The sequence below is a fragment of the Auritidibacter sp. NML130574 genome (assembly GCF_003185725.2).
Taxonomy (GTDB): Bacteria; Actinomycetota; Actinomycetes; order Actinomycetales; family Micrococcaceae; genus Auritidibacter; species Auritidibacter ignavus.
On the sequence record NZ_CP031746.1, the window covers coordinates 2207535 to 2225035 of the forward strand.

16 protein-coding genes and 1 riboswitch are annotated in these 17501 nt (G+C 62.3%); of the genes, 7 read left to right on the forward strand and 9 right to left on the reverse strand.

Translation table 11 applies throughout. The features are described 5' to 3' along the window. The first annotated feature begins 26 nt into the window (after nt 1-26). Nucleotides 27-138: riboswitch (TPP riboswitch) on the forward strand. Then, entirely contained in the window at nt 136-1887 is a 1752-nt protein-coding gene (gene thiC / locus DCC27_RS10085) for a phosphomethylpyrimidine synthase ThiC (protein ID WP_110110464.1), read from the forward strand. (Overlaps the previous riboswitch by 3 nt.) 10 nt (nt 1888-1897) lie before the next feature. On the opposite strand, the gene DCC27_RS10090 is transcribed toward thiC, so the two are convergent. From DCC27_RS10090 to DCC27_RS10125, 8 genes are all read right to left on the reverse strand, one after another. After that, complete coding sequence (locus DCC27_RS10090) at nt 1898-3151, reverse strand: HAMP domain-containing sensor histidine kinase (protein ID WP_168186114.1); 1254 nt, start codon at nt 3149-3151, stop codon at nt 1898-1900. After that, nucleotides 3144-3848, reverse strand: coding sequence for a response regulator transcription factor (locus DCC27_RS10095; protein ID WP_110110462.1), 705 nt, complete (start codon nt 3846-3848; stop codon nt 3144-3146). The genes DCC27_RS10090 and DCC27_RS10095 overlap by 8 nt, the downstream gene beginning before the upstream one ends. A gap of 42 nt (nt 3849-3890) precedes the next feature. Next, nucleotides 3891-5090, reverse strand: a complete 1200-nt coding sequence (locus tag DCC27_RS10100; RefSeq protein WP_244924666.1) for an ABC transporter permease — start codon at nt 5088-5090, stop codon at nt 3891-3893. After that, the gene (locus DCC27_RS10105) at nt 5087-5806 is read right to left on the reverse strand and encodes an ABC transporter ATP-binding protein (RefSeq protein WP_110099017.1); all 720 of its coding nucleotides are present in this window, start codon (nt 5804-5806) and stop codon (nt 5087-5089) included. The genes DCC27_RS10100 and DCC27_RS10105 overlap by 4 nt, the downstream gene beginning before the upstream one ends. After that, the gene (locus tag DCC27_RS10110; protein ID WP_110110461.1) at nt 5803-6861 is read right to left on the reverse strand and encodes an efflux RND transporter periplasmic adaptor subunit; all 1059 of its coding nucleotides are present in this window, start codon (nt 6859-6861) and stop codon (nt 5803-5805) included. The genes DCC27_RS10105 and DCC27_RS10110 overlap by 4 nt, the downstream gene beginning before the upstream one ends. Next, complete coding sequence (locus tag DCC27_RS10115; protein ID WP_110110460.1) at nt 6858-7394, reverse strand: hypothetical protein; 537 nt, start codon at nt 7392-7394, stop codon at nt 6858-6860. The genes DCC27_RS10110 and DCC27_RS10115 overlap by 4 nt, the downstream gene beginning before the upstream one ends. A gap of 206 nt (nt 7395-7600) precedes the next feature. Then, nucleotides 7601-8521 (reverse strand): 3-hydroxyacyl-CoA dehydrogenase, encoded by a 921-nt coding sequence (locus DCC27_RS10120; RefSeq protein ID WP_110100825.1) that lies wholly within the window; start codon nt 8519-8521, stop codon nt 7601-7603. Nucleotides 8522-8672: 151 nt separating this feature from the next. After that, entirely contained in the window at nt 8673-9149 is a 477-nt protein-coding gene (locus DCC27_RS10125) for a hypothetical protein (RefSeq protein ID WP_246840090.1), read from the reverse strand. 185 nt (nt 9150-9334) lie between these two features. On the opposite strand from DCC27_RS10125, the gene DCC27_RS10130 reads away from it, so the two are divergent. Further along, entirely contained in the window at nt 9335-9931 is a 597-nt protein-coding gene (locus DCC27_RS10130; RefSeq protein WP_110110489.1) for a TetR/AcrR family transcriptional regulator, read from the forward strand. On the opposite strand, the gene DCC27_RS10135 is transcribed toward DCC27_RS10130, so the two are convergent. Further along, entirely contained in the window at nt 9858-10403 is a 546-nt protein-coding gene (locus tag DCC27_RS10135; RefSeq protein ID WP_110110458.1) for a DUF2306 domain-containing protein, read from the reverse strand. The two genes, DCC27_RS10130 and DCC27_RS10135, sit on opposite strands and share 74 nt — an antisense overlap. Before the next feature lie 85 nt (nt 10404-10488). On the opposite strand from DCC27_RS10135, the gene DCC27_RS10140 reads away from it, so the two are divergent. The 5 genes from DCC27_RS10140 (at nt 10489) to DCC27_RS10160 (ending at nt 17483) form a co-directional block, all read left to right on the forward strand. Beyond that, a complete protein-coding gene (locus tag DCC27_RS10140; RefSeq protein WP_110110457.1) occupies nt 10489-11145 on the forward strand; it encodes a MerR family transcriptional regulator in 657 nt (218 codons plus the stop codon). Nucleotides 11146-11393: 248 nt separating this feature from the next. Next, nucleotides 11394-12872, forward strand: a complete 1479-nt coding sequence (locus DCC27_RS10145) for a class I adenylate-forming enzyme family protein (RefSeq protein ID WP_110110456.1) — start codon at nt 11394-11396, stop codon at nt 12870-12872. 45 nt (nt 12873-12917) lie between these two features. Then, a complete protein-coding gene (locus DCC27_RS10150) occupies nt 12918-14792 on the forward strand; it encodes a DUF3556 domain-containing protein (RefSeq protein ID WP_110110455.1) in 1875 nt (624 codons plus the stop codon). After that, complete coding sequence (locus DCC27_RS10155) at nt 14789-16273, forward strand: NAD(P)/FAD-dependent oxidoreductase (RefSeq protein WP_110110454.1); 1485 nt, start codon at nt 14789-14791, stop codon at nt 16271-16273. Before DCC27_RS10150 ends, DCC27_RS10155 begins: the two co-directional genes overlap by 4 nt. Then, nucleotides 16233-17483 (forward strand): CdaR family transcriptional regulator, encoded by a 1251-nt coding sequence (locus tag DCC27_RS10160; RefSeq protein ID WP_110110453.1) that lies wholly within the window; start codon nt 16233-16235, stop codon nt 17481-17483. The genes DCC27_RS10155 and DCC27_RS10160 overlap by 41 nt, the downstream gene beginning before the upstream one ends. The last annotated feature ends 18 nt before the right edge of the window (nt 17484-17501 follow it).

A 17501-nucleotide genomic window follows, 5' to 3' on the forward strand; every position in this document is an offset into this window, starting at 1 on the left:
GATGGGCCTGAACTTCGGTAGGATGTGGGTGACCTCACGGGCGCTCTGAGCACAGAGCTGAGATCGGACCGAGGCTGTCCGAGCACCGTTTGAACCTGTCCGGGTCATGCCGGCGAAGGAAGAAGGAGTTCTTGCATGACGCATACCTCACCCTTGAACTATTCCACCCACAGCGCTGACTACCTCGTTGACGAAGAGCACGGGATTAAGGTCCCGGTCACCCGCATCCGCCAGGATGATTCTCCCAACGGTGAGCGCAATGACCCGTTCACGGTCTATCGCACCACCGGGCCCGGCTCGGATCCGGTCCGAGGCCTGCCGGGATTGCGCGAGGAGTGGATTGCTGCTCGCGAGGATGTCGAGACCTACCAGGCCCGCGGCCGGAAACTGGAAGATGACGGCGCCAAGGCGCTACGTCGTGGGGCAGCCAGCCAAGAGTGGCAGGGCGCCCAACGGGCCCCGTTGCGGGCCAAGCCCGGGCGTCGGGTGACCCAGATGCACTACGCCCGCAACGGGCAGATCACCCCGGAAATGCGGTTCGTGGCCCTGCGTGAGGGCGTGGATGTCGAGCTGGTGCGTTCCGAGGTGGCCGCCGGTCGGGCGATTATCCCTAATAACGTCAACCACCCCGAATCTGAGCCGATGATTATCGGTAAGGCCTTCAGCGTGAAGGTCAATGCCAATATTGGGAACTCCGCGGTGACCTCCTCGATCGCTGAAGAGGTCTCCAAAATGCAGTGGGCCACCCAGTGGGGTGCTGATACCGTGATGGATTTGTCCACCGGCGATGACATTCACACCACCCGTGAGTGGATTATCCGCAACTCGCCGGTACCGATCGGTACCGTGCCGATCTACCAGGCGCTGGAGAAAGTCAACGGCGACCACCAGGCGCTGACCTGGGAGATCTTTCGCGACACGGTGATCGAACAGTGCGAACAAGGTGTGGACTACATGACGATCCACGCCGGTGTGTTGTTGCGCTACGTGCCGTTGACCGCCGAGCGGGTGACCGGGATTGTCTCCCGCGGTGGCTCGATTATGGCCGGCTGGTGTCTGGGCCATCATCAGGAGAGCTTTTTGTACGAGAACTTTGATGAGCTGTGCGAGATCTTCGCCCAGTACGATGTGGCCTTCTCCCTGGGAGACGGGTTACGCCCGGGCTCGTTGGCCGATGCCAACGATGAGGCGCAGTTCGCCGAGTTGGAGACCCTGGCCGAGCTGACTCAGCGGGCCTGGGAATACGACGTGCAGGTCATGGTCGAAGGCCCCGGTCACATTCCGTTGCATTTGGTGCGCGAGAATGTCGAGAAACAACAGCAACTGTGCCACGGTGCCCCGTTCTACACGCTCGGGCCGCTGGTGACCGATATTGCCCCGGGATATGACCACATCACCAGCGCCATCGGCGCCACCGAGATTGCCCGGTACGGGACCGCGATGCTGTGCTACGTGACCCCGAAGGAACACCTGGGGCTACCGAACCGCGATGATGTGAAGACCGGGGTGATCACCTATAAGATCGCTGCCCACGCCGCGGATGTGGCCAAGGGCCACCCCGGGGCGCGGGACCGGGATGATGCGCTGTCGAAGGCACGATTTGAGTTCCGGTGGCGGGACCAGTTCGGGCTGTCGTTGGATCCGCAGACCGCCGAGGAGTTCCACGACGAGACCCTGCCGGCCGAACCGGCTAAGACCGCGCATTTCTGCTCGATGTGCGGGCCGAAATTCTGCTCGATGCGGATCTCGCAAGATATTCGGGATGAGTTCGGCAATGTCGATGAACAAGCCCGGATCGTGCAACAGGGCATGGCGGCCAAGGCGCGGGAGTTTCGGGAGGCCGGGGGCACCGTCTACCTTCCGGACCCGGCGTTCCCGGGCCGTTAGGAGGATCCCGTTACGTAGTCTGCCCGGTGGTGGCGCGCGGAAGCGTGACGGTCACGATCAGTCCACCACCCGGGCGGGCCGTGAGCTCCAGCGCACCGTGGGAACGTTCCACGATGGCGGCCACAATCGCCAGACCGAGCCCACGGCTGGCGCCACCGGCGCGGCCCCGGGCAGTGTGGAAGGGCTCGGTCAAATGGGCAAGAACCTCAGGGTCAATCATCTCACCGGCACCCTCCACCCGCAGTTGCACATCACCGGTCTCATCAGTGGCGACCGGGGGCTTAGCGGGGGCCAGGGTTGCGGTGCGCACCGTGAGCACACCGTTATCCCGATTGTGCCGGATCGCGTTTTCCACCAGATTCTGCATCAGTTGCACGAGCAATCGCTCGTCGGCGTCGGCCACCGCCGGTCTCAACTCGGTGGTGACCTCGAGCCCGCGCTCGTCGGCGGCGACGGTGTACTGGTCGAGCACCGTCTCGGCGACCTCGGCAAGATCCACCGGGCCGGTCTGAATCCCGCCGGCTTCGGCCTCGGCCAAGTCCAGCAGGGATTCCACGGTGCTACTACTGCGCGCATTGAGTTCGGCCAGCCGCTCGAGTACTTGGCGATCCACGCCCCCGGGGGTTGCCCGGGCCACATCCAGGATGGTTTTGGAGGCAGCCAGCGGGGTGCGTAGTTCGTGGGAGGCATTGGCGGCAAACCGGCGTTGGGCGGTGTTATAGCGCTGAATGTTCTCCAGCATCGCATCGAAGGTCTGGGCCAGATCGACGATCTCATCGCGGGGCCCGGTCAGGCCGATCCGGTGGTCCAACCGGCCGCTGGCAGCGATCTGGGCGGCCTCGTTGATCTGGGCCAGCGGACGCAGCATCCGACCGGCCAGCCACCAGGCGACCAGCGAACTGAGTACAGCCAAGATCAGCAGCACAATAACCGAGACGGTGATCAGCAACGTGATGAGATCTTCGCGACTGTGGACCTCGACAGAGAAACTGCCGCCGGGGCCCTCGGCACCATCAGCCACCTCTGATCCCTCGGTCCCACCCGGTGGGTGGGTGCTATCGGGGACGATGAGCACCGAACCATCCTCGCCGGTAGCACCGACGCGTCCGAAGGAATAGTCCGGCCCCAGCCCCAGGTAGGTCACCAGCACCGTCAACAGCACCGCCCCGCAGATGATGACCAGCACCGCGTAGGAAAAGGCCAGGCGGGTACGAGCGCTGAACCGGTGGGCCGGGCGCAACCGTTGGGGCGGCTGCTCAGTCATGATCGGCCCGCGGGCTGGTCGTGGGGGCAGGCTCGGGGTCGGCATCCACCGTGTAGCCCACCCCGGAGATGGTACGGATCACCCAGGGCTCGCCCAGCTTGCGGCGCAGGGAGCTGATGGTGACCTTCACCGACTGGGTGAACGGATTGGCGTTTTCATCCCAGGCTTCGGCCAACAGCTGTTCGGCGCTAATCACCCGGCCAGGCTCACACATCAGCGTTTCTAACACCGCAAATTCCTTGGGGCTGAGCCGAATGTTGCGCCCCGACCGGGTGACCTCGTGCCGGAAAGGGTCCAGCCTCACCCCGCCGGCACGGTATTGGGCCGGGCGCGGGGTGAAGCGACGACGCCCCAAGGCCCGGACTCGGGCCACCAGCTCGTCGAATTCAAAGGGCTTGGTCAGATAGTCGTCGGCGCCTAAGGACAGTCCGTCGACTTTCTCCTCGACTCTGCCGGCGGCGGTGACCATCAGGATCGCCGGCCGATCCACCTCAGCATCCAGGCGCTGGCAGACCTCGTCGCCGTGTATGCCGGGGATATCGCGATCCAACAGCATCACGTCGTAGTCAATAGTGGCCACCAAGTGTAATGCCTGGTGGCCATCGGTGGCGATATCGGCCGAGATGGACGATAGCGCCAGCCCGTCTCGGATCGCTTCGGCCAGATACTGCTGGTCTTCAACGATCAATACCCGCATGAACGGCTCCCGGTAGTTGTTGTGGTGGTGTGGTGGCGGGGATCATGTGCTCAGTGCCGCGGTCGGGGAGGTGTTCGCTGCTCGCATGGCCGGCAAGACCCCGGCGATCGCCCCGACCAGGATGGTCACGGTGATCCCCAATAGTGGAATCAGCGGCGGGAGCGTGGGCATCCACCCGTTGACCAGGGAGACGACCAGGGTACACAGCCCGCCTAACACGATGCCGGCGACGCCACCGTAGCTCGCCAGTAGCACCGATTCAACCATAAACTGGCGCCGAATGTGGACGCGGGTAGCACCTAGTGCCCGGCGCAAGCCGATCTCGCGACGGCGCTCCATGACGGTGATGACCATGATATTGGCCACCCCGATCCCGCCGACCAACAGCGCGATCGAGCCCACACCCACCAGCAGTCCGGTAAAGGCGGTATCGATGGCGTTTTGGGCCGCCAGTGTGTCGGAGGGGCGACTGACGCTGACCTCATTGGGCCGTTGCGGGTTGATGGTCGAGGGGATCAGATCCCGCACGGCAGTCACCGCCTCGTCGGTAGAGCGTTCAAACAGTGTGGTCGGTGAACCGGAGAACTCCAGCTGCTGGTGGGCCTGCTCGGCGCCGACGAGCACCGAGGTGTTCAACTCCGCAGCCAGGGGTGAGGGGTTGAGGATGCCCAGCACCGTGTAGGTGATTCCGTTGAGACTCACCGTTGCACCCGGAGTGGCGATGCCGAGGCGTTGGGCGGCGGTGGCCCCCAGCACGGTGGTGGGGTACTGGCCGGTGGCCCGATTGAACCAGGTGCCGTTACGCAACGAGGTGGAGGTGACCTCCAAGAGTTCCTCATCGGCGGCGGCCACGGTGAGCCCATTGGTTTGGCCCGGATCGATGTGGGAGTTGCGGTAGGCGTGCACACCGGTCAGTTCGGCCAACCAACTGACCTGTTCGACCCCGTCGACCCGACGGAGCCGAGCCGCGGAATCGGCCGGCAGCACGGTCTGTTCTCCGGAGAAAGACTCGCCCGGGGTCACGGTGAGCATATTGGTGCCCAGGGCGGCCAGGCGTTCTTGCACTTTGGCCTGGCTCGACAGCGAGATCCCGATGACCGCGATCATCGCAGCGATCCCAATGGCGATCCCCAGGGCCGACAGGGTGGCCCGAGCCGGATGGGCACGCACCCCGTTCCAGCCCAGACGCAACAGGTCGGTCAGGCGCAGCCGGGAGGCATGGATGGTGGTCGGTGCGCTCACGTCATCTCACTTTCAGCTGTGATCGGTGCGTGCGTGCCGGTATCGGATTCCACCGCGCCATCGCGGATCGCGATCTGGCGGGGGAACCGGGCGGCAACGTCGCGGTCGTGGGTAATCACCAGCACCGTGGTGCCGGATTCGTTGAGTTGTTCCAGGATGTCCATCACCTGCGCGCCGGAGCGGGAGTCTAAGGCCCCGGTCGGCTCATCGGCCAGCAATAAAGGGGGGTTGCCGACCACTGCCCGGGCGATGGCCACGCGTTGACGTTGCCCGCCGGAGAGTTGTTTCGGGGTGTGAGCCGCTCGGTCAGTCAAGCCCACCCGGGCCAGGGCGTGATGGGCGCGTTCGCGCCGTTCGTCCAGCGGTAGCCCCCGGTACAGCAAACCGGTGGCAACATTATCGACAGCGGTCTGGGACTCATCGAGGTGGTACTGCTGGAAGACGAACCCGATCAGCGTGGCCCGCAAGGCGGACAGCTCGGCGTCACTGGCGGCCGAGGCGCGGTGCCCGGCGAGGATCACCTCGCCACTGGTGGCTCGATCGAGGGTGCCGATCAGATTCAGCAACGTGGTTTTGCCCGAACCACTCGGCCCAATGATCGCCACGCGCTCGCCGGGGTGCACGTCAAAACTCACCCCGTCTAACGCCACGGTGGGCGGGGACCCGTAGGTACGGCAGACCTGTTGCAGGGACAATAGGGTCTCGGCGGTACTCACTCGGCCACCGCCACCTTATCGCCGGCCGCAAGCTCACCGGAGGTGACCTCCACCATCTCATCGGCGAACTTTCCGACCTTGATCGGCACGCGCTGCACGGTGTCCCCGTCGACGACGTCAACGGCGTAGCCGCCACCGGATTGGGCCAGCAACGCGCGCACCGGAACGGTCAGCACGTCCTCGGCCACAGTGCGGGTCGCCACGACCGTGACGGGAACATTGGCATAGGAGGCGGCCACGGACGGGTCTTTTAACGCCACCCGGACCGGAATCGTCACGCTAGTCTTGCCGGAATCGTCCTCTTTTTCCACGGCGGGATCGACCTGTTCGACGACTCCCTCGGCTTCGTCACCGTTGGGTAGTCGCACGGTGACCTCTTGGCCGGTGGTCAGTAAGTCTTGCTGGGCGGTTTGCACCTCTGCGGTGGCAAATAGCGTGGTGTCGGTGACTTCTAGCACCGCGTCACTGGCGGGGCTACCGGCTTCGGACAGGCGTTTATTGACCCGCACATCGCTGGGCAGAAAGACCACGCGACCACGCTCGATCTGCTGCGTCTGGGGCAGGCCGAGATCCTTTTGCCACCGTCCAATCGCCGTAGCGGTGGCTGCATCGAAGCGTTGATCCGGTGTACCGGAGAAGTAGTCGAGATCCGCCAGGTTCTGCTCGAGTTGTTCCACATCGCGACCGTTGGGCATACCCAACTCAAAGGTGCGCCAGGCCGGCAACTTGCCGCGCATAGCTACCACCGGGCGGTCGTCGAGACGCATCAGCTCCTCGCCTGGTTTCACGGTGCTACCCGGTGAGGCCACCGAGGTCAGCGTGCCGGAGAGTTCGGTGCCCACCGTCTGGGCGGGGCCATATCCCAGGGTGCCTTTGACCTCAACGCGTTCGTGCAGGTCGGTTTGTTCAGCATTGGCGGTCTCGACTTCAGCGGCTGCGGGAGCCGGAGCATCGTCGTGGACCGCATTGGCGACCACAAAGCCACCGGTTCCGGCTGCCAAGACACCGGCGACGAGCACAGAGCCGATGACCGCCCGAGATTTCAGGGTACTCACTGGCCCACCTCTGCTCCGGGGATCAGGCCGGCTTCATTCGAGCACTGTTCGACATCGGCTGGATCGGCATCCGGCACGCCACTGACGACCGGCCCCTGGCCCGAGCTGAAGTCCGGATCCGGTACATCGTAGCCAGCTTCGCGCATACACCGGGAGAACTCCAGCATCATGGCTTCCAGCTCCGAGTTATCGGCGACATTGGCGTCCTGCGGTGGCGGACCGATCTTTTCCTCGCAACTCTGCAAGGCCGCGTCGAAAGCGGCCGGGTCTTCACTGCCGCCAAAGGAGCCGTCGGGGTTGACCGGAATCGCACCACCGTCGCCGAGCTCGATCCCCTCATCGTTCATGCACTGGGTGAAATCGTGTTGCCACTGTTCCACGCTCGAGGCGCTACCGGCATTGAGCTCCGTCTCGGCGCTCGCCCCGGAGCTGTCTTTCTGATCTTTGCCGTCACCGCAGGCACTCAACACAAGAGTTGCCGCGCACAGAGCGGCCGATACCTGGAGCACACCGGGCTTGATGAGTTGACGCATCTGATAACCTCCGTCGTTGGCGTCGGGGCCGACCGGCTGATTGTCCTCGCCGTCGGCGTCCTGAACAACAGGACATGTTCCAGTCTCGAAGATCGAAGGTTGTCAGAAGGTAAAGAGATGTTCTCGCGGTGTCACCAGTCCGTCCACGCACATCGCCCGCCGACACACCGGGTGCCGACGGGCGATGAGCTACAGCGGAGTAGCGATTAGCTCTCGGAGGACCAATCGCGGGTAGCCAGCTCGGATAGGCCGGTGGGTTCACCGTTGTCGTCGTAGAGGTAGAAACCCTTGCCGTTTTCGGTGCCGAGGTAGTCGTTGTCCAAGGCCCACTTCAGCCGACGTGCCATTTCCTGGGAGTCCTCGTCATCGGTCTTATTGGACTCGATGGCGTAGGAGACACCAAAGCCGACCACGTCGAATAGGCGGAACGGAGTGAAGCGGTCGCCTTCGGTGATGATCCGGGCCACCTTCTCGACGGTTGCCACGTCGGTGATGCCACGGGTCCACAGCTTGGCACCGTTTTCCAGCCAGGGCACGAACAGTGTGTTGATCACGTAGCCCGGGTGCTCCTTGTTGAGCTCGATCGGCACCATGCCGAACTCCTCAGCGGCCTCCACAGCGGTCTTGAAGACCTCCGGATCGGTCTGGCCGGTGGGCATGATCTCGACAATGTTCTGCTTGTGAATGTCATTGGCGAAATGCATCGCCAGGTACTTCTCGGGGCGACCGGTCAGCTCGGCGAAGTCCGAGGGGCGGAAGGTCGAGGTGTTGGTGGCCACGATGGTCTTCTCGGGCAACAGCTCAGCGAGCTTGCCGTACAAGTCGTTCTTGATCTCGGTTTTCTCCGGAACGGCCTCAATGATCAGATCGGCGTCCTTGACGGCTTCTGCCAGATCAGCGGTCTGGGTAATGCGCTGGCGACCCTCGGTGATCTTCTCTTCGGGCTGATCGGTGAAGTACTGGCGGTACTTCTTCGCGATGTTCTCGAACCGGCCCTCAGCGGCCTTGAGTGCGTCGTCGTTAATGTCGTAGCTCACCACGTTCTTGCCGTTGTACGCGGCGAACATAGCGATCTGTGCGCCCAGGTTTCCGGCGCCCAACACGGTCAAATTCTGAACATCAGACATTATGTCTCCCATCTGCAGTTATCTATCGGTTAGATCACCATGGTTAGGTTTATCCCGTACACGTGTGATGCTACTCCTGGGCTCGATCCTTGTGTAGGGTCGGGCGTCTGTGACGCTACGCTCCTGCGTCTCGTGTGTTCGTGCGGTCTCCTTAGACACGACCCCAGCGGTAGCCGTAGTCAGTAAACGCTCGACTCAGTTGTTTTTTCTCACCTTCGACCTTGCCCTGGAAAACCGGGTGTCCGCTACTGGTCAGGATCGTGAGCTTCCCCGACGAATCGAGGTAGACCGAGGAGATCGACTCCTTGGAGATACGCAACGACTCTTCACCGCGTCGCTCAATAACCACATCCTCGAAACTGATGGTCAGACGCGGACTGGCCAGTATGAAGAGCCCCGCAAGACCTAGCCCCAAAACAGCCCCGATCACCGGACGGAGCGTGACGATCAGAGGCTGGTCGAACTGGCTGAGCTTTTCGATAGCGTCGCCGAAGGGGATGGGGAATTGCGCTGCGAAGGTGCCAAGAGCCGGCAGAAAGAACCCCAACGCCACCCCCGCAGAAGCGCAGGCGATCGCGATGATAATCGCATCGGTCCGCGTCAGGCCAAACGTCACCGTATCAGGCATCTCACCATGCGATCTCGATTCCATGTGTGTGTTCCATTGCTCAGATTGACGGATGCGGGAGGGGGATGGGAATGTACCCCATGACATGATCAGAACATGACCATATCATAGTGGAACACACATGTTCCATATTGAAATCCAAAGTCCCTATGGTCGGCTCCTCTTATGATGGAGTGGGAGGTTTGATGACCACAGGCATGCATCGATTGGGCAACAGCGCCCTGTTACGAGAGGTCATGGCTGTCCTCGCGCGCACTCCACGAGCACCCATGTCTGACGTGGCAGCCGGTGTCGGTGTCGGCCGCACCACGCTCTATCGCCATTTTGGCGACCGGGAGGCACTCGTTTCCCAGGTGGCCGACCAGGGGGCGCGGATGTTCATTGACGCGTTGATAAGTGCGCGACCGGAGACGGGCCGGGGTATCGATGCTCTTGAGCGCATCTGCACACAACTGTTCACCATCCCGGACGTGCTAAGCCTGATGTTCGCTGACCAGCCACTGCTCACCGATGAGGTCTTCGCCGAGGTCGCTCGCACGTGGCCTGCCGAGGCTCAGAACCGGCAAGAGGATCCCGTCATGTCGGTGATTGTCCGCGGGCAGTCTGATGGTTCAGTCACCGCTGAGGTGCCGGTTGCCTGGGCGGCATCGTTTGTCTTTCTCACCATCGGATCCGGTCACCTCTATCGCCTCGCCGAGGACGGCTCGATCAATCCTGCTCGGACCGCTGAGGCGCTTGAATTGACGATTCGGGCGGTGCGTCGCACACTTGCGACCGAATGATAGTGCGATTCCCGGTGCCACCGAGGCGGACGCGAAGTACGGCAAACCAGGTCAGTGCAATGAGCCCGAGTGCACCGGCGAAGGCGGTGAGTGCCACGGGGTGAGTGACCGCTGTGGTCCAGATGAGGCGGGTCGGCACGAAGGCGGCGAAACCGAAGGCGATCAAGGTGCCGATGTAAGAGCCGATCATATTACCGTAGTGCAGGCTCCGGTGGCCACGGGCAATCGCCCAGATTCCGAGCGTGACGGTCACTGTCGTGAAGACGGAGAGTCCATGCAGAGCGGTGAAGCCGCCCTCGAGGCCGAAAAAGAAGCTCGAGGCGCACGTGGTATACATCAGCCCGACCCAGGTGCGCCCCAGCATCCGGTGCACCGCGTCGCGACGGGGGCGGAAGATATTGATCGGGCCCATGACCAGCACGAGGAACGCAGCGCTGGCATGGACGAAAACGGCAAGCGGGGTACTTTCCATATTCGATAAGATAGTGGCGCTGTCCGAAGCTGAGCAACGTAGATAGCTAGGCCACGATGGAGTATCCAACTGCGAAGGGGAGTCGATGAAGCTCAGTGCACTGGCAAAGGCCACCGGCACCTCAATAGCCTCGATCAAGTACTATTTGCGCGTCGGCCTGATCTCGCCTGGCGCTAAGCGGAACCAGACCACCGCGGTCTACGACGACACTCACGTCGAGCGCCTGGAGCTGATCGGCGCCCTTCGACAACTTGTCGGTCTGTCCATCGAGCAGATCGGTATCCTCACTGCGGTGATCGACGATCCTGACGCGAGCATCCTCGAGGTCATGCAGACCGCTCAGATACTCGGTGGGGGAATGCCCTTACCCGCCACGGAACCCGCCACGAAGTCTGCGACTGGCCCGGATCCCCACCCTACTGTCGCCGAGGAGCGGATCAGTGCGTTGATCGCAGCGCAGGGCTGGCCGGACACGCAAAGCGCCGCTCGCACAGCGGCGATCTCGGTCGTGGCAGAAATGCAGGGGCTGGGACTGGAAGTCAGTGAGGAGTACCTGAAAACCGTCGGGGCAGCTGTCGATATGATCTCCGAATCCGAGCTCAACGTCTCTGGGTCCCGGGATCGGGTGGCGATGCACGTTGCCGTGGGAACATTCCAGTACTCCCGCCTCGTACTGGCGTTGCTCCAACTCGGCCAGGCCTCGCACAGTATCGCCCGAGCTGGCCGGGCAAGCCCTCGCTAATTCGTTTCTTGATCGCCCCGTCAGCGATCGGGTGCAGAATCCGGGGATGTGCCGGCATCTGATGTCGCTCGAGGTAACTCACCCAGAGGCTGACCGGTGCGCTCACTCCGGGCAAATAGTGCACACTGCACAAAGACCTCCATGAACTTTGTCACCGTGGGCTATGTGATCGCAATCACAGTGAGCATAAGGTGTAGGCACACGATGACAGTCCATGACGAACCCCGTCAGGAACAGGAGGTTTTCCGATGTCCACCTACTTCCCCTGGTTAGCCCCGTCTGAACGCGAAGATCAGACCTGTTTATCTGATGCGAGCCACACGCTGACGTATCGGGAACTGTCGGAGAGTTCCCGAGTATTTGCCTCCCAACTGGCCGACCACGGTATCGGCCATGGTGACGTGGTGGCCATCATGTTGCCCAATCGGGTCGAGCTGGTCGTCGCGATCTTTGCAGCCTGGCGCCTGGGTGCTTCCGCTACCCCGATCAACCCGGTGTTTACCGACCGTGAGGCCAACCACCAACTCACCGACTCCGGGGCGAAGGTTATTGTTACCGCACAACCAGACCGATTCGCCGATCTTCTCACTCCCATCGATGTCAACGACGTGTTGGCTGAGCACAAAAGCACCGAGAACCTCGCCGCCGATCACGCTCCCGAACCGGAATCGGTCGCCCAAGATATTGCGCTTTTGATCTATACCAGTGGCTCGACCGGTCGCCCCAAGGGCGTGATGCTCGACCACGCTAACCTGCATGCCATGACCGAGCAGATGATGGGAGCCTTCAACTTCACCGGCGACGAGCACTGTCTGTTGGTGTTGCCACTGTTCCACTCCAACGCGCTCCTGGTCAGCATCCTCACCCCGTTACGGGCTGGAACGAGGACCACCATTCTGGAACGCTTCCACCCGGTGGAGTTTTTGGAAGCGATCGCGAAGTACCGGCCCACCTATTTCTCGTGTGTACCCACCATCCTGGCTCATCTCACCGAGCTACCGGCCGACTCGTTGCCGGACACCAGCTCGTTGCGCTTCGCCGTCTGCGGTGCCGCTCCGGCCTCGGCGGAGCTGTTGCAACGTGCAGAAGAGAGGTTCGATATCGCCATTGTGGAGGGGTATGGGCTCACCGAAGGCACGTGTGCCTCGGCCTCGAACCCCATCGAAGGTGTGCGCAAGCCCGGCACGGTCGGCCCCGCCCTACCGGGGCAGCAGATTCGCGTCGTGGACCCCGAGGGCCATGACGTGCCCACCGGTGAAACCGGCGAAATCATCATAAGCGGCCCCACGGTGATGCGGGGATATCTCGGCAAGCCTGAGGCCACCGCCGAGACGGTGGTCGATGGCTGGTTGCACACCGGGGATGTCGGCAAGCTCGACGAGGACGGCTATCTCACCATTGTCGACCGGATCAAAGACATGATCATCCGCGGTGGCGAGAATATCTACCCGAAAGAAATCGAATCCGTACTCTACGGTGTCGAGGGTGTTCTGGAAGCCGCGGTCATCAGCAAACCCGATCCAGCACTGGGCGAGGTGCCCGTCGCCCGCGTTTCTCTGTACTCCGGCAGCACGCTTACACCCGAGGACCTGCTGGCCGAATGCCGCAAGCACCTGACCAAGATCAAGGTGCCCGTTGAGCTGACGATCATCGACGAGATTCCTAAGAACCCCGTCGGCAAGATCGATAAGCCTCGTCTGCGCCAGGAACTATCGACAGCTTCCTAGCCAGCACCACCTGAATTCTTCAGACCCACGTTTCAAGGAGGAATCATGGGTTTCCGCACTCCAGATCTGCCCCCGGCAGGTCCCGTCCCGCTGTCTCAGATGCCTTTTCGGGATCGAATGAAGACCCTCACCCAGCACTGGGGTGAGTATGGTTTCGGCGCCCCGAAGAATGTTCTGCTCTTCTACGTCTTTAAAATCATTGTCTACATTGCCATCGGCGTCCTCATTGTCGGGCTGACCACCCCGGGACTTGGCGGTTTCGCCAATATCGCCGAATGGTGGACCGAACCGATCGTCTACCTCAAACTGATGGTCTGGACGATCCTGTTCGAGATCACCGGCCTCTCGTCGTCCTCGGGGCCGTTGGCCTTTAAAATCAACCCGCCGATTGGAGGCATTCTCTACTACTTGCGGCCCGGCACCCTGCGCGTGCCGCCGTGGCCGGACAAAATTCCCGGCACCTCGGGTGACCACCGCACTGCCTGGGATGTCGGGGTCTACGTTGCTCTGTTGGCCAACCTGGTGTTTCTGCTGGTGCATCCGGGTGCCCGCACCGAGCTCGTCCCGGGCTCCGAGGCCGGACTGTTGCCGGCCTGGGCGCTGCTGACCTACTTGGGTCTGCTCGGTCTGATGGGCCTCCGCGATAAGGTGGTGTTCCTCACCTCACGGGCCGAACAGTACCCGCCGGTCCTGTTGGCCTTCGCCGTGTTGGCCAGCGTGACCGATATGATCATCGCCGCCAAGGTCGTGATCGTGGTGGTCTGGGTCGGTGCTGCAGTGTCCAAATTCGGTCGCTACTTCACCCCCACGGTGGCGGTGATGATGGCCAATACGCCCTGGATCCCCTCGAAAGCGATCAAACGCGCGCTGTTTAAGAAATATCCGGATGATATGCGTCCCTCGAAGTTCACCAGCTCCATGGCGCATGGGCTGGGCACGCTCGTGGAGGGTATCGCTCCGTTGATCCTGCTGTTCTCCACGGACCGGACCCTGACAGCTGTCGCTCTGGTGGCGATCATTGGCTTCCACGTCTTTATCATCTCCACGTTGCCGATCGCGGTGCCGCTGGAGTGGAACGTCTTCTTCATCTTTACCGCGTTCTTCTTGTTCTGGAATTTCCCGGCCGAAGCGGGCTACGGATTCTTCGACTTCAGTTCGCCGTGGATTGCGGCGGCGGTGGTGGCAGGTATGGTCATTTGGCCGATCATCGGTAACCTCAAACCGGAATGGATCTCGTTCTTGGTCTCCTACCGGCAGTACGCCGGTAACTGGGCCTGCACCGTGTGGGCCTTCCGCGACAAGGAAGCCGAGCAGAAAATTGAGACCCACATTAAGAAGTCCAATCAGATGCACTCCACCCAGTTGACCGACGTCTACAGCGAGGAACTCAGTGACTTCTTCGTGGAGAAATCCAACGCCTTCCGCGCGATGCATTGCATGGGCCGGGCGTGCCACTCGCTGTTGTACCGCCACACCGATGATATTGACACCTACCGCGTTCGGGAAGGTGAAACGATCTGTTCGCCACTGATCGGCTGGCAGTTCGGTGACGGTCACCTCCACGATGAGCGCATCATCAACGCCGTGCAGAAACGGTGCAATTATGAACCCGGCGATCTGGTGGTCGTCTTCACCGAATCGGAGCCCATCCACCGCAACCGGACCGCGTATCGGGTGATTGACGCGGCTCTGGGCGTAGTGGAGCGTGGATGGTACTACACCAAGGATTCCTCCGAAACCCAGCCCTGGTTGCCCGATGGTCCCATCCCGCATACGGTGACCTGGACCCGGCCGAGCTACCAGGCCCCCGGGGACGCGGTGTGGGGTTGTGGCAGTGAGACCACCGCGGATGCTGAGACGGGTGGCCAGTCGGCCGAGGTTGTGCCCGAATCGGTTGATCGTGAGAAAATAACGGAATGACGACAGCAATGGTGGTCGGCAGCGGGCCCAATGGGCTCGCTGCCGCCGTGACCCTGGCTCGTGTGGGACTGGACGTCACCGTGCTGGAGGCTGCCGAACAACCCGGCGGTGGAACCCGCTCTGCAGAGCTCACGGTACCCGGAGTGCTCCACGACGAATGCTCGGGCTTCCACCCGCTTGCGGTGGATACCGCTTTTTCAGCCGAAGCCCAGCTGGAGCGCTACGGCCTGGAATGGCGTCATCCGCAAGTGCAATACGCTCACCCGCTTGATTACGGTGCCGGAGCTGCAGCGTGGCAGGATGTGGCCACCACAGCCGAACACTTAGCCGGCGACGGCACAATGTGGCGACGCGTCTTCGGGCCTCTGTCAGAGAACTTCCCGGATGTCACCGAGGACTTCCTGCAACCGATGCTCCACATCCCGCACCACATGATCAAGCTCGCCCACTTCGGCGCTTTTGCCGGAATGCCGGCCACGCTGATCGCCCGGCTGTGGAAGACCCAGGAAGCTCGAGCCCTGTTTGCAGGAGTGGTTGCCCATGCCTTCCGGCCCTTTAACGCGCTAGCCTCCTCGGCTATCGGGGTGGCGCTAGGTACCGCAGCCCACACCTACGGGTGGCCGGTGGCTGCCGGAGGGTCTCGGTCGATCTCGGCGGCGATGATGAAAGCGCTGGAAGATCTCGGGGGCCGGGTGGTCACCGGGGTAAGGGTGCGTTCCCTGTTGGACCTGCCACCGGCCGATGTGGTGATGCTCGATACCAGTCCAGCGGTAGCACTGGAGATTGCGGGGACTGAGATGTCATTCGCGGTCCGGTGTGGTTTGCGGTCCTTCCGGCACGGGCCGGGGGCCTTCGTGGTGAACTTCGCTGTGGAAGGTGGCATCCCCTGGCAGTACGAGCCGGCGCGACAGGCCGGCACGGTGCACGTGTCGGGGACCTTCGAGGAGGTCGCCATCGCAGAGCGAGAGATCCACCGTGGCCGGATGCCCGAACGGCCGTTCGTGCTCTTGGGCCAACAGTATCTGGCCGACCCGGGCCGCTCGGCCGGCAATATTCACCCAGTGGATGCCTATGCGCACGTGCCGGCCGGGTTCCGAGGAGATGCCACCGCCGCGATCGAGGAACAGATTGAGCGCTTCGCTCCCGGATTCCGCGATCGAATTGTCGGTCGGCACGTGAGGCCCACCGCGGATATTCAGGCACAGAACCCTAACTTCATCGGTGGGGATATTGTCACCGGGGCCAATTCAGCCCTGCAACTTTTGATGCGACCGCGAGTCAGTTCTAACCCGTACGCGCTGGGAGCCCCGGGCCTCTTCCTGTGCTCGGCGGCCACTCCTCCGGGAGCTGGTGCACACGGAATGTGCGGGTATAACGCCGCCCAATTGGCCCTGGCTGAACTGCGTCGGGCGGGCAAGATCGAGGAAAGGAGTCTGGTGCGTGGAGACGGAGATCGCGTTGATCGGTCAGCGACTGTCTGAGCGATTCGATGTTATCTGCACCGAGATGACAGACACCATCGCCACCAAGGTCGACTACCTCGATGAACCCGAATTGTTGGCCATGCTGTCGGCGAGCGTGGAGGGAAATGTTGCCACCATCGTCACGATGTTGAGCAACTCCATCCCCCTTCAACGTGTGCAGGCAAACCCCGCCGCGATCGAATACGCCTACCGGCTCGCGCAACGGGGTATCCCCTCCGATTCACTCCGACGGGCCTACCACCTGGGTTCAGAGACGCTACGCACCTTCGTCTTCGAAGAAATTCTGAAACTGGAGAGCCCGCCGGAAACCAAGTTGGAGATGCAACACTACATCGACGGGCTCTTCCACCGTTACATCGATTGGATCACCCAGGATATCCTCGCCGTGCACGCCGAAGAGACCCGGCATCGTTTAGAAGACAGCGCCTCGGCAACATCGAACTTGGTGCGAGAAGTGCTGGACCAACAACAGGTCGACTCCCACGAATTCGAGAAGCACGCTCACTATCGGCTTGAGCTCACCCACCGTGCAGCGATGGTGTGGGTCGACGGTGCCAACCCGGGGGTGGACAGTACCCCGGGACTCTCGGCGCTGACCTCCCGCATCGCACGGGCGTTTGGCCAGTCGACACCCCACCTGTTCACCGCGGTGGACCGCGGGCTGGCGTGGGTGTGGTTTGGGGTGGCCCGCCGGCAACGACCCGACCCCGACCATCTGGCGAGAGCGCTCGACGAGCTTCCCGGGAGCAGAATCGCGTTCGGTAGCACTGAGAAGGGTGCGGTCGGGTTTCGGTGTTCCCACGGTCAGGCTGAAGCAGCAATGCGGGTGGCCTTAGCCGCAAAAAAGGACACCCCTCGGGCCATCTTCTACGGAGACCCCGGGGTAGCAATCACCTCTGTGCTGGTCCACGATATGGATGCCACCCAGGCGTGGGTCGGTGATCAGCTCCGCGGTCTGGGCGAAGACAGCGAGAACGCCGCCCGCCTGCGCGAAACCCTCAGTTGTTTTCTTGCCAACGAGAGCAGTCATACCCGAACCGCGGCCGAGATGAATCTGCACCGCAATACCGTTCGATACCGCATTGAAAAAGCCATGGAGCTTCGGGGTAAGCCCTTGGCGAGCACGCCCACGGACCTGGCGATGGCGCTCCAGGTCCGTGAGATCCTCGGGCTGGCCGCGTTGGAGAAGGGCCAACACGCAGAATAAAAGTGCCCGGTGTGGTCT

Coding starts and splice junctions, on each gene's coding strand:
- DCC27_RS10155 (WP_110110454.1), top strand. CDS start 14,789: ATGACGACAGCAATGGTGGTCGGCAGCGGGCCCAATGGGCTCGCTGCC.
- DCC27_RS10090 (WP_168186114.1), bottom strand. CDS start 3,151: ATGACTGAGCAGCCGCCCCAACGGTTGCGCCCGGCCCACCGGTTCAGC.
- DCC27_RS10140 (WP_110110457.1), top strand. CDS start 10,489: ATGAAGCTCAGTGCACTGGCAAAGGCCACCGGCACCTCAATAGCCTCG.
- DCC27_RS10130 (WP_110110489.1), top strand. CDS start 9,335: ATGACCACAGGCATGCATCGATTGGGCAACAGCGCCCTGTTACGAGAG.
- DCC27_RS10120 (WP_110100825.1), bottom strand. CDS start 8,521: ATGTCTGATGTTCAGAATTTGACCGTGTTGGGCGCCGGAAACCTGGGC.
- DCC27_RS10115 (WP_110110460.1), bottom strand. CDS start 7,394: ATGCGTCAACTCATCAAGCCCGGTGTGCTCCAGGTATCGGCCGCTCTG.
- DCC27_RS10145 (WP_110110456.1), top strand. CDS start 11,394: ATGTCCACCTACTTCCCCTGGTTAGCCCCGTCTGAACGCGAAGATCAG.
- DCC27_RS10125 (WP_246840090.1), bottom strand. CDS start 9,149: ATGCCTGATACGGTGACGTTTGGCCTGACGCGGACCGATGCGATTATC.
- DCC27_RS10135 (WP_110110458.1), bottom strand. CDS start 10,403: ATGGAAAGTACCCCGCTTGCCGTTTTCGTCCATGCCAGCGCTGCGTTC.
- thiC (WP_110110464.1), top strand. CDS start 136: ATGACGCATACCTCACCCTTGAACTATTCCACCCACAGCGCTGACTAC.
- DCC27_RS10150 (WP_110110455.1), top strand. CDS start 12,918: ATGGGTTTCCGCACTCCAGATCTGCCCCCGGCAGGTCCCGTCCCGCTG.
- DCC27_RS10095 (WP_110110462.1), bottom strand. CDS start 3,848: ATGCGGGTATTGATCGTTGAAGACCAGCAGTATCTGGCCGAAGCGATC.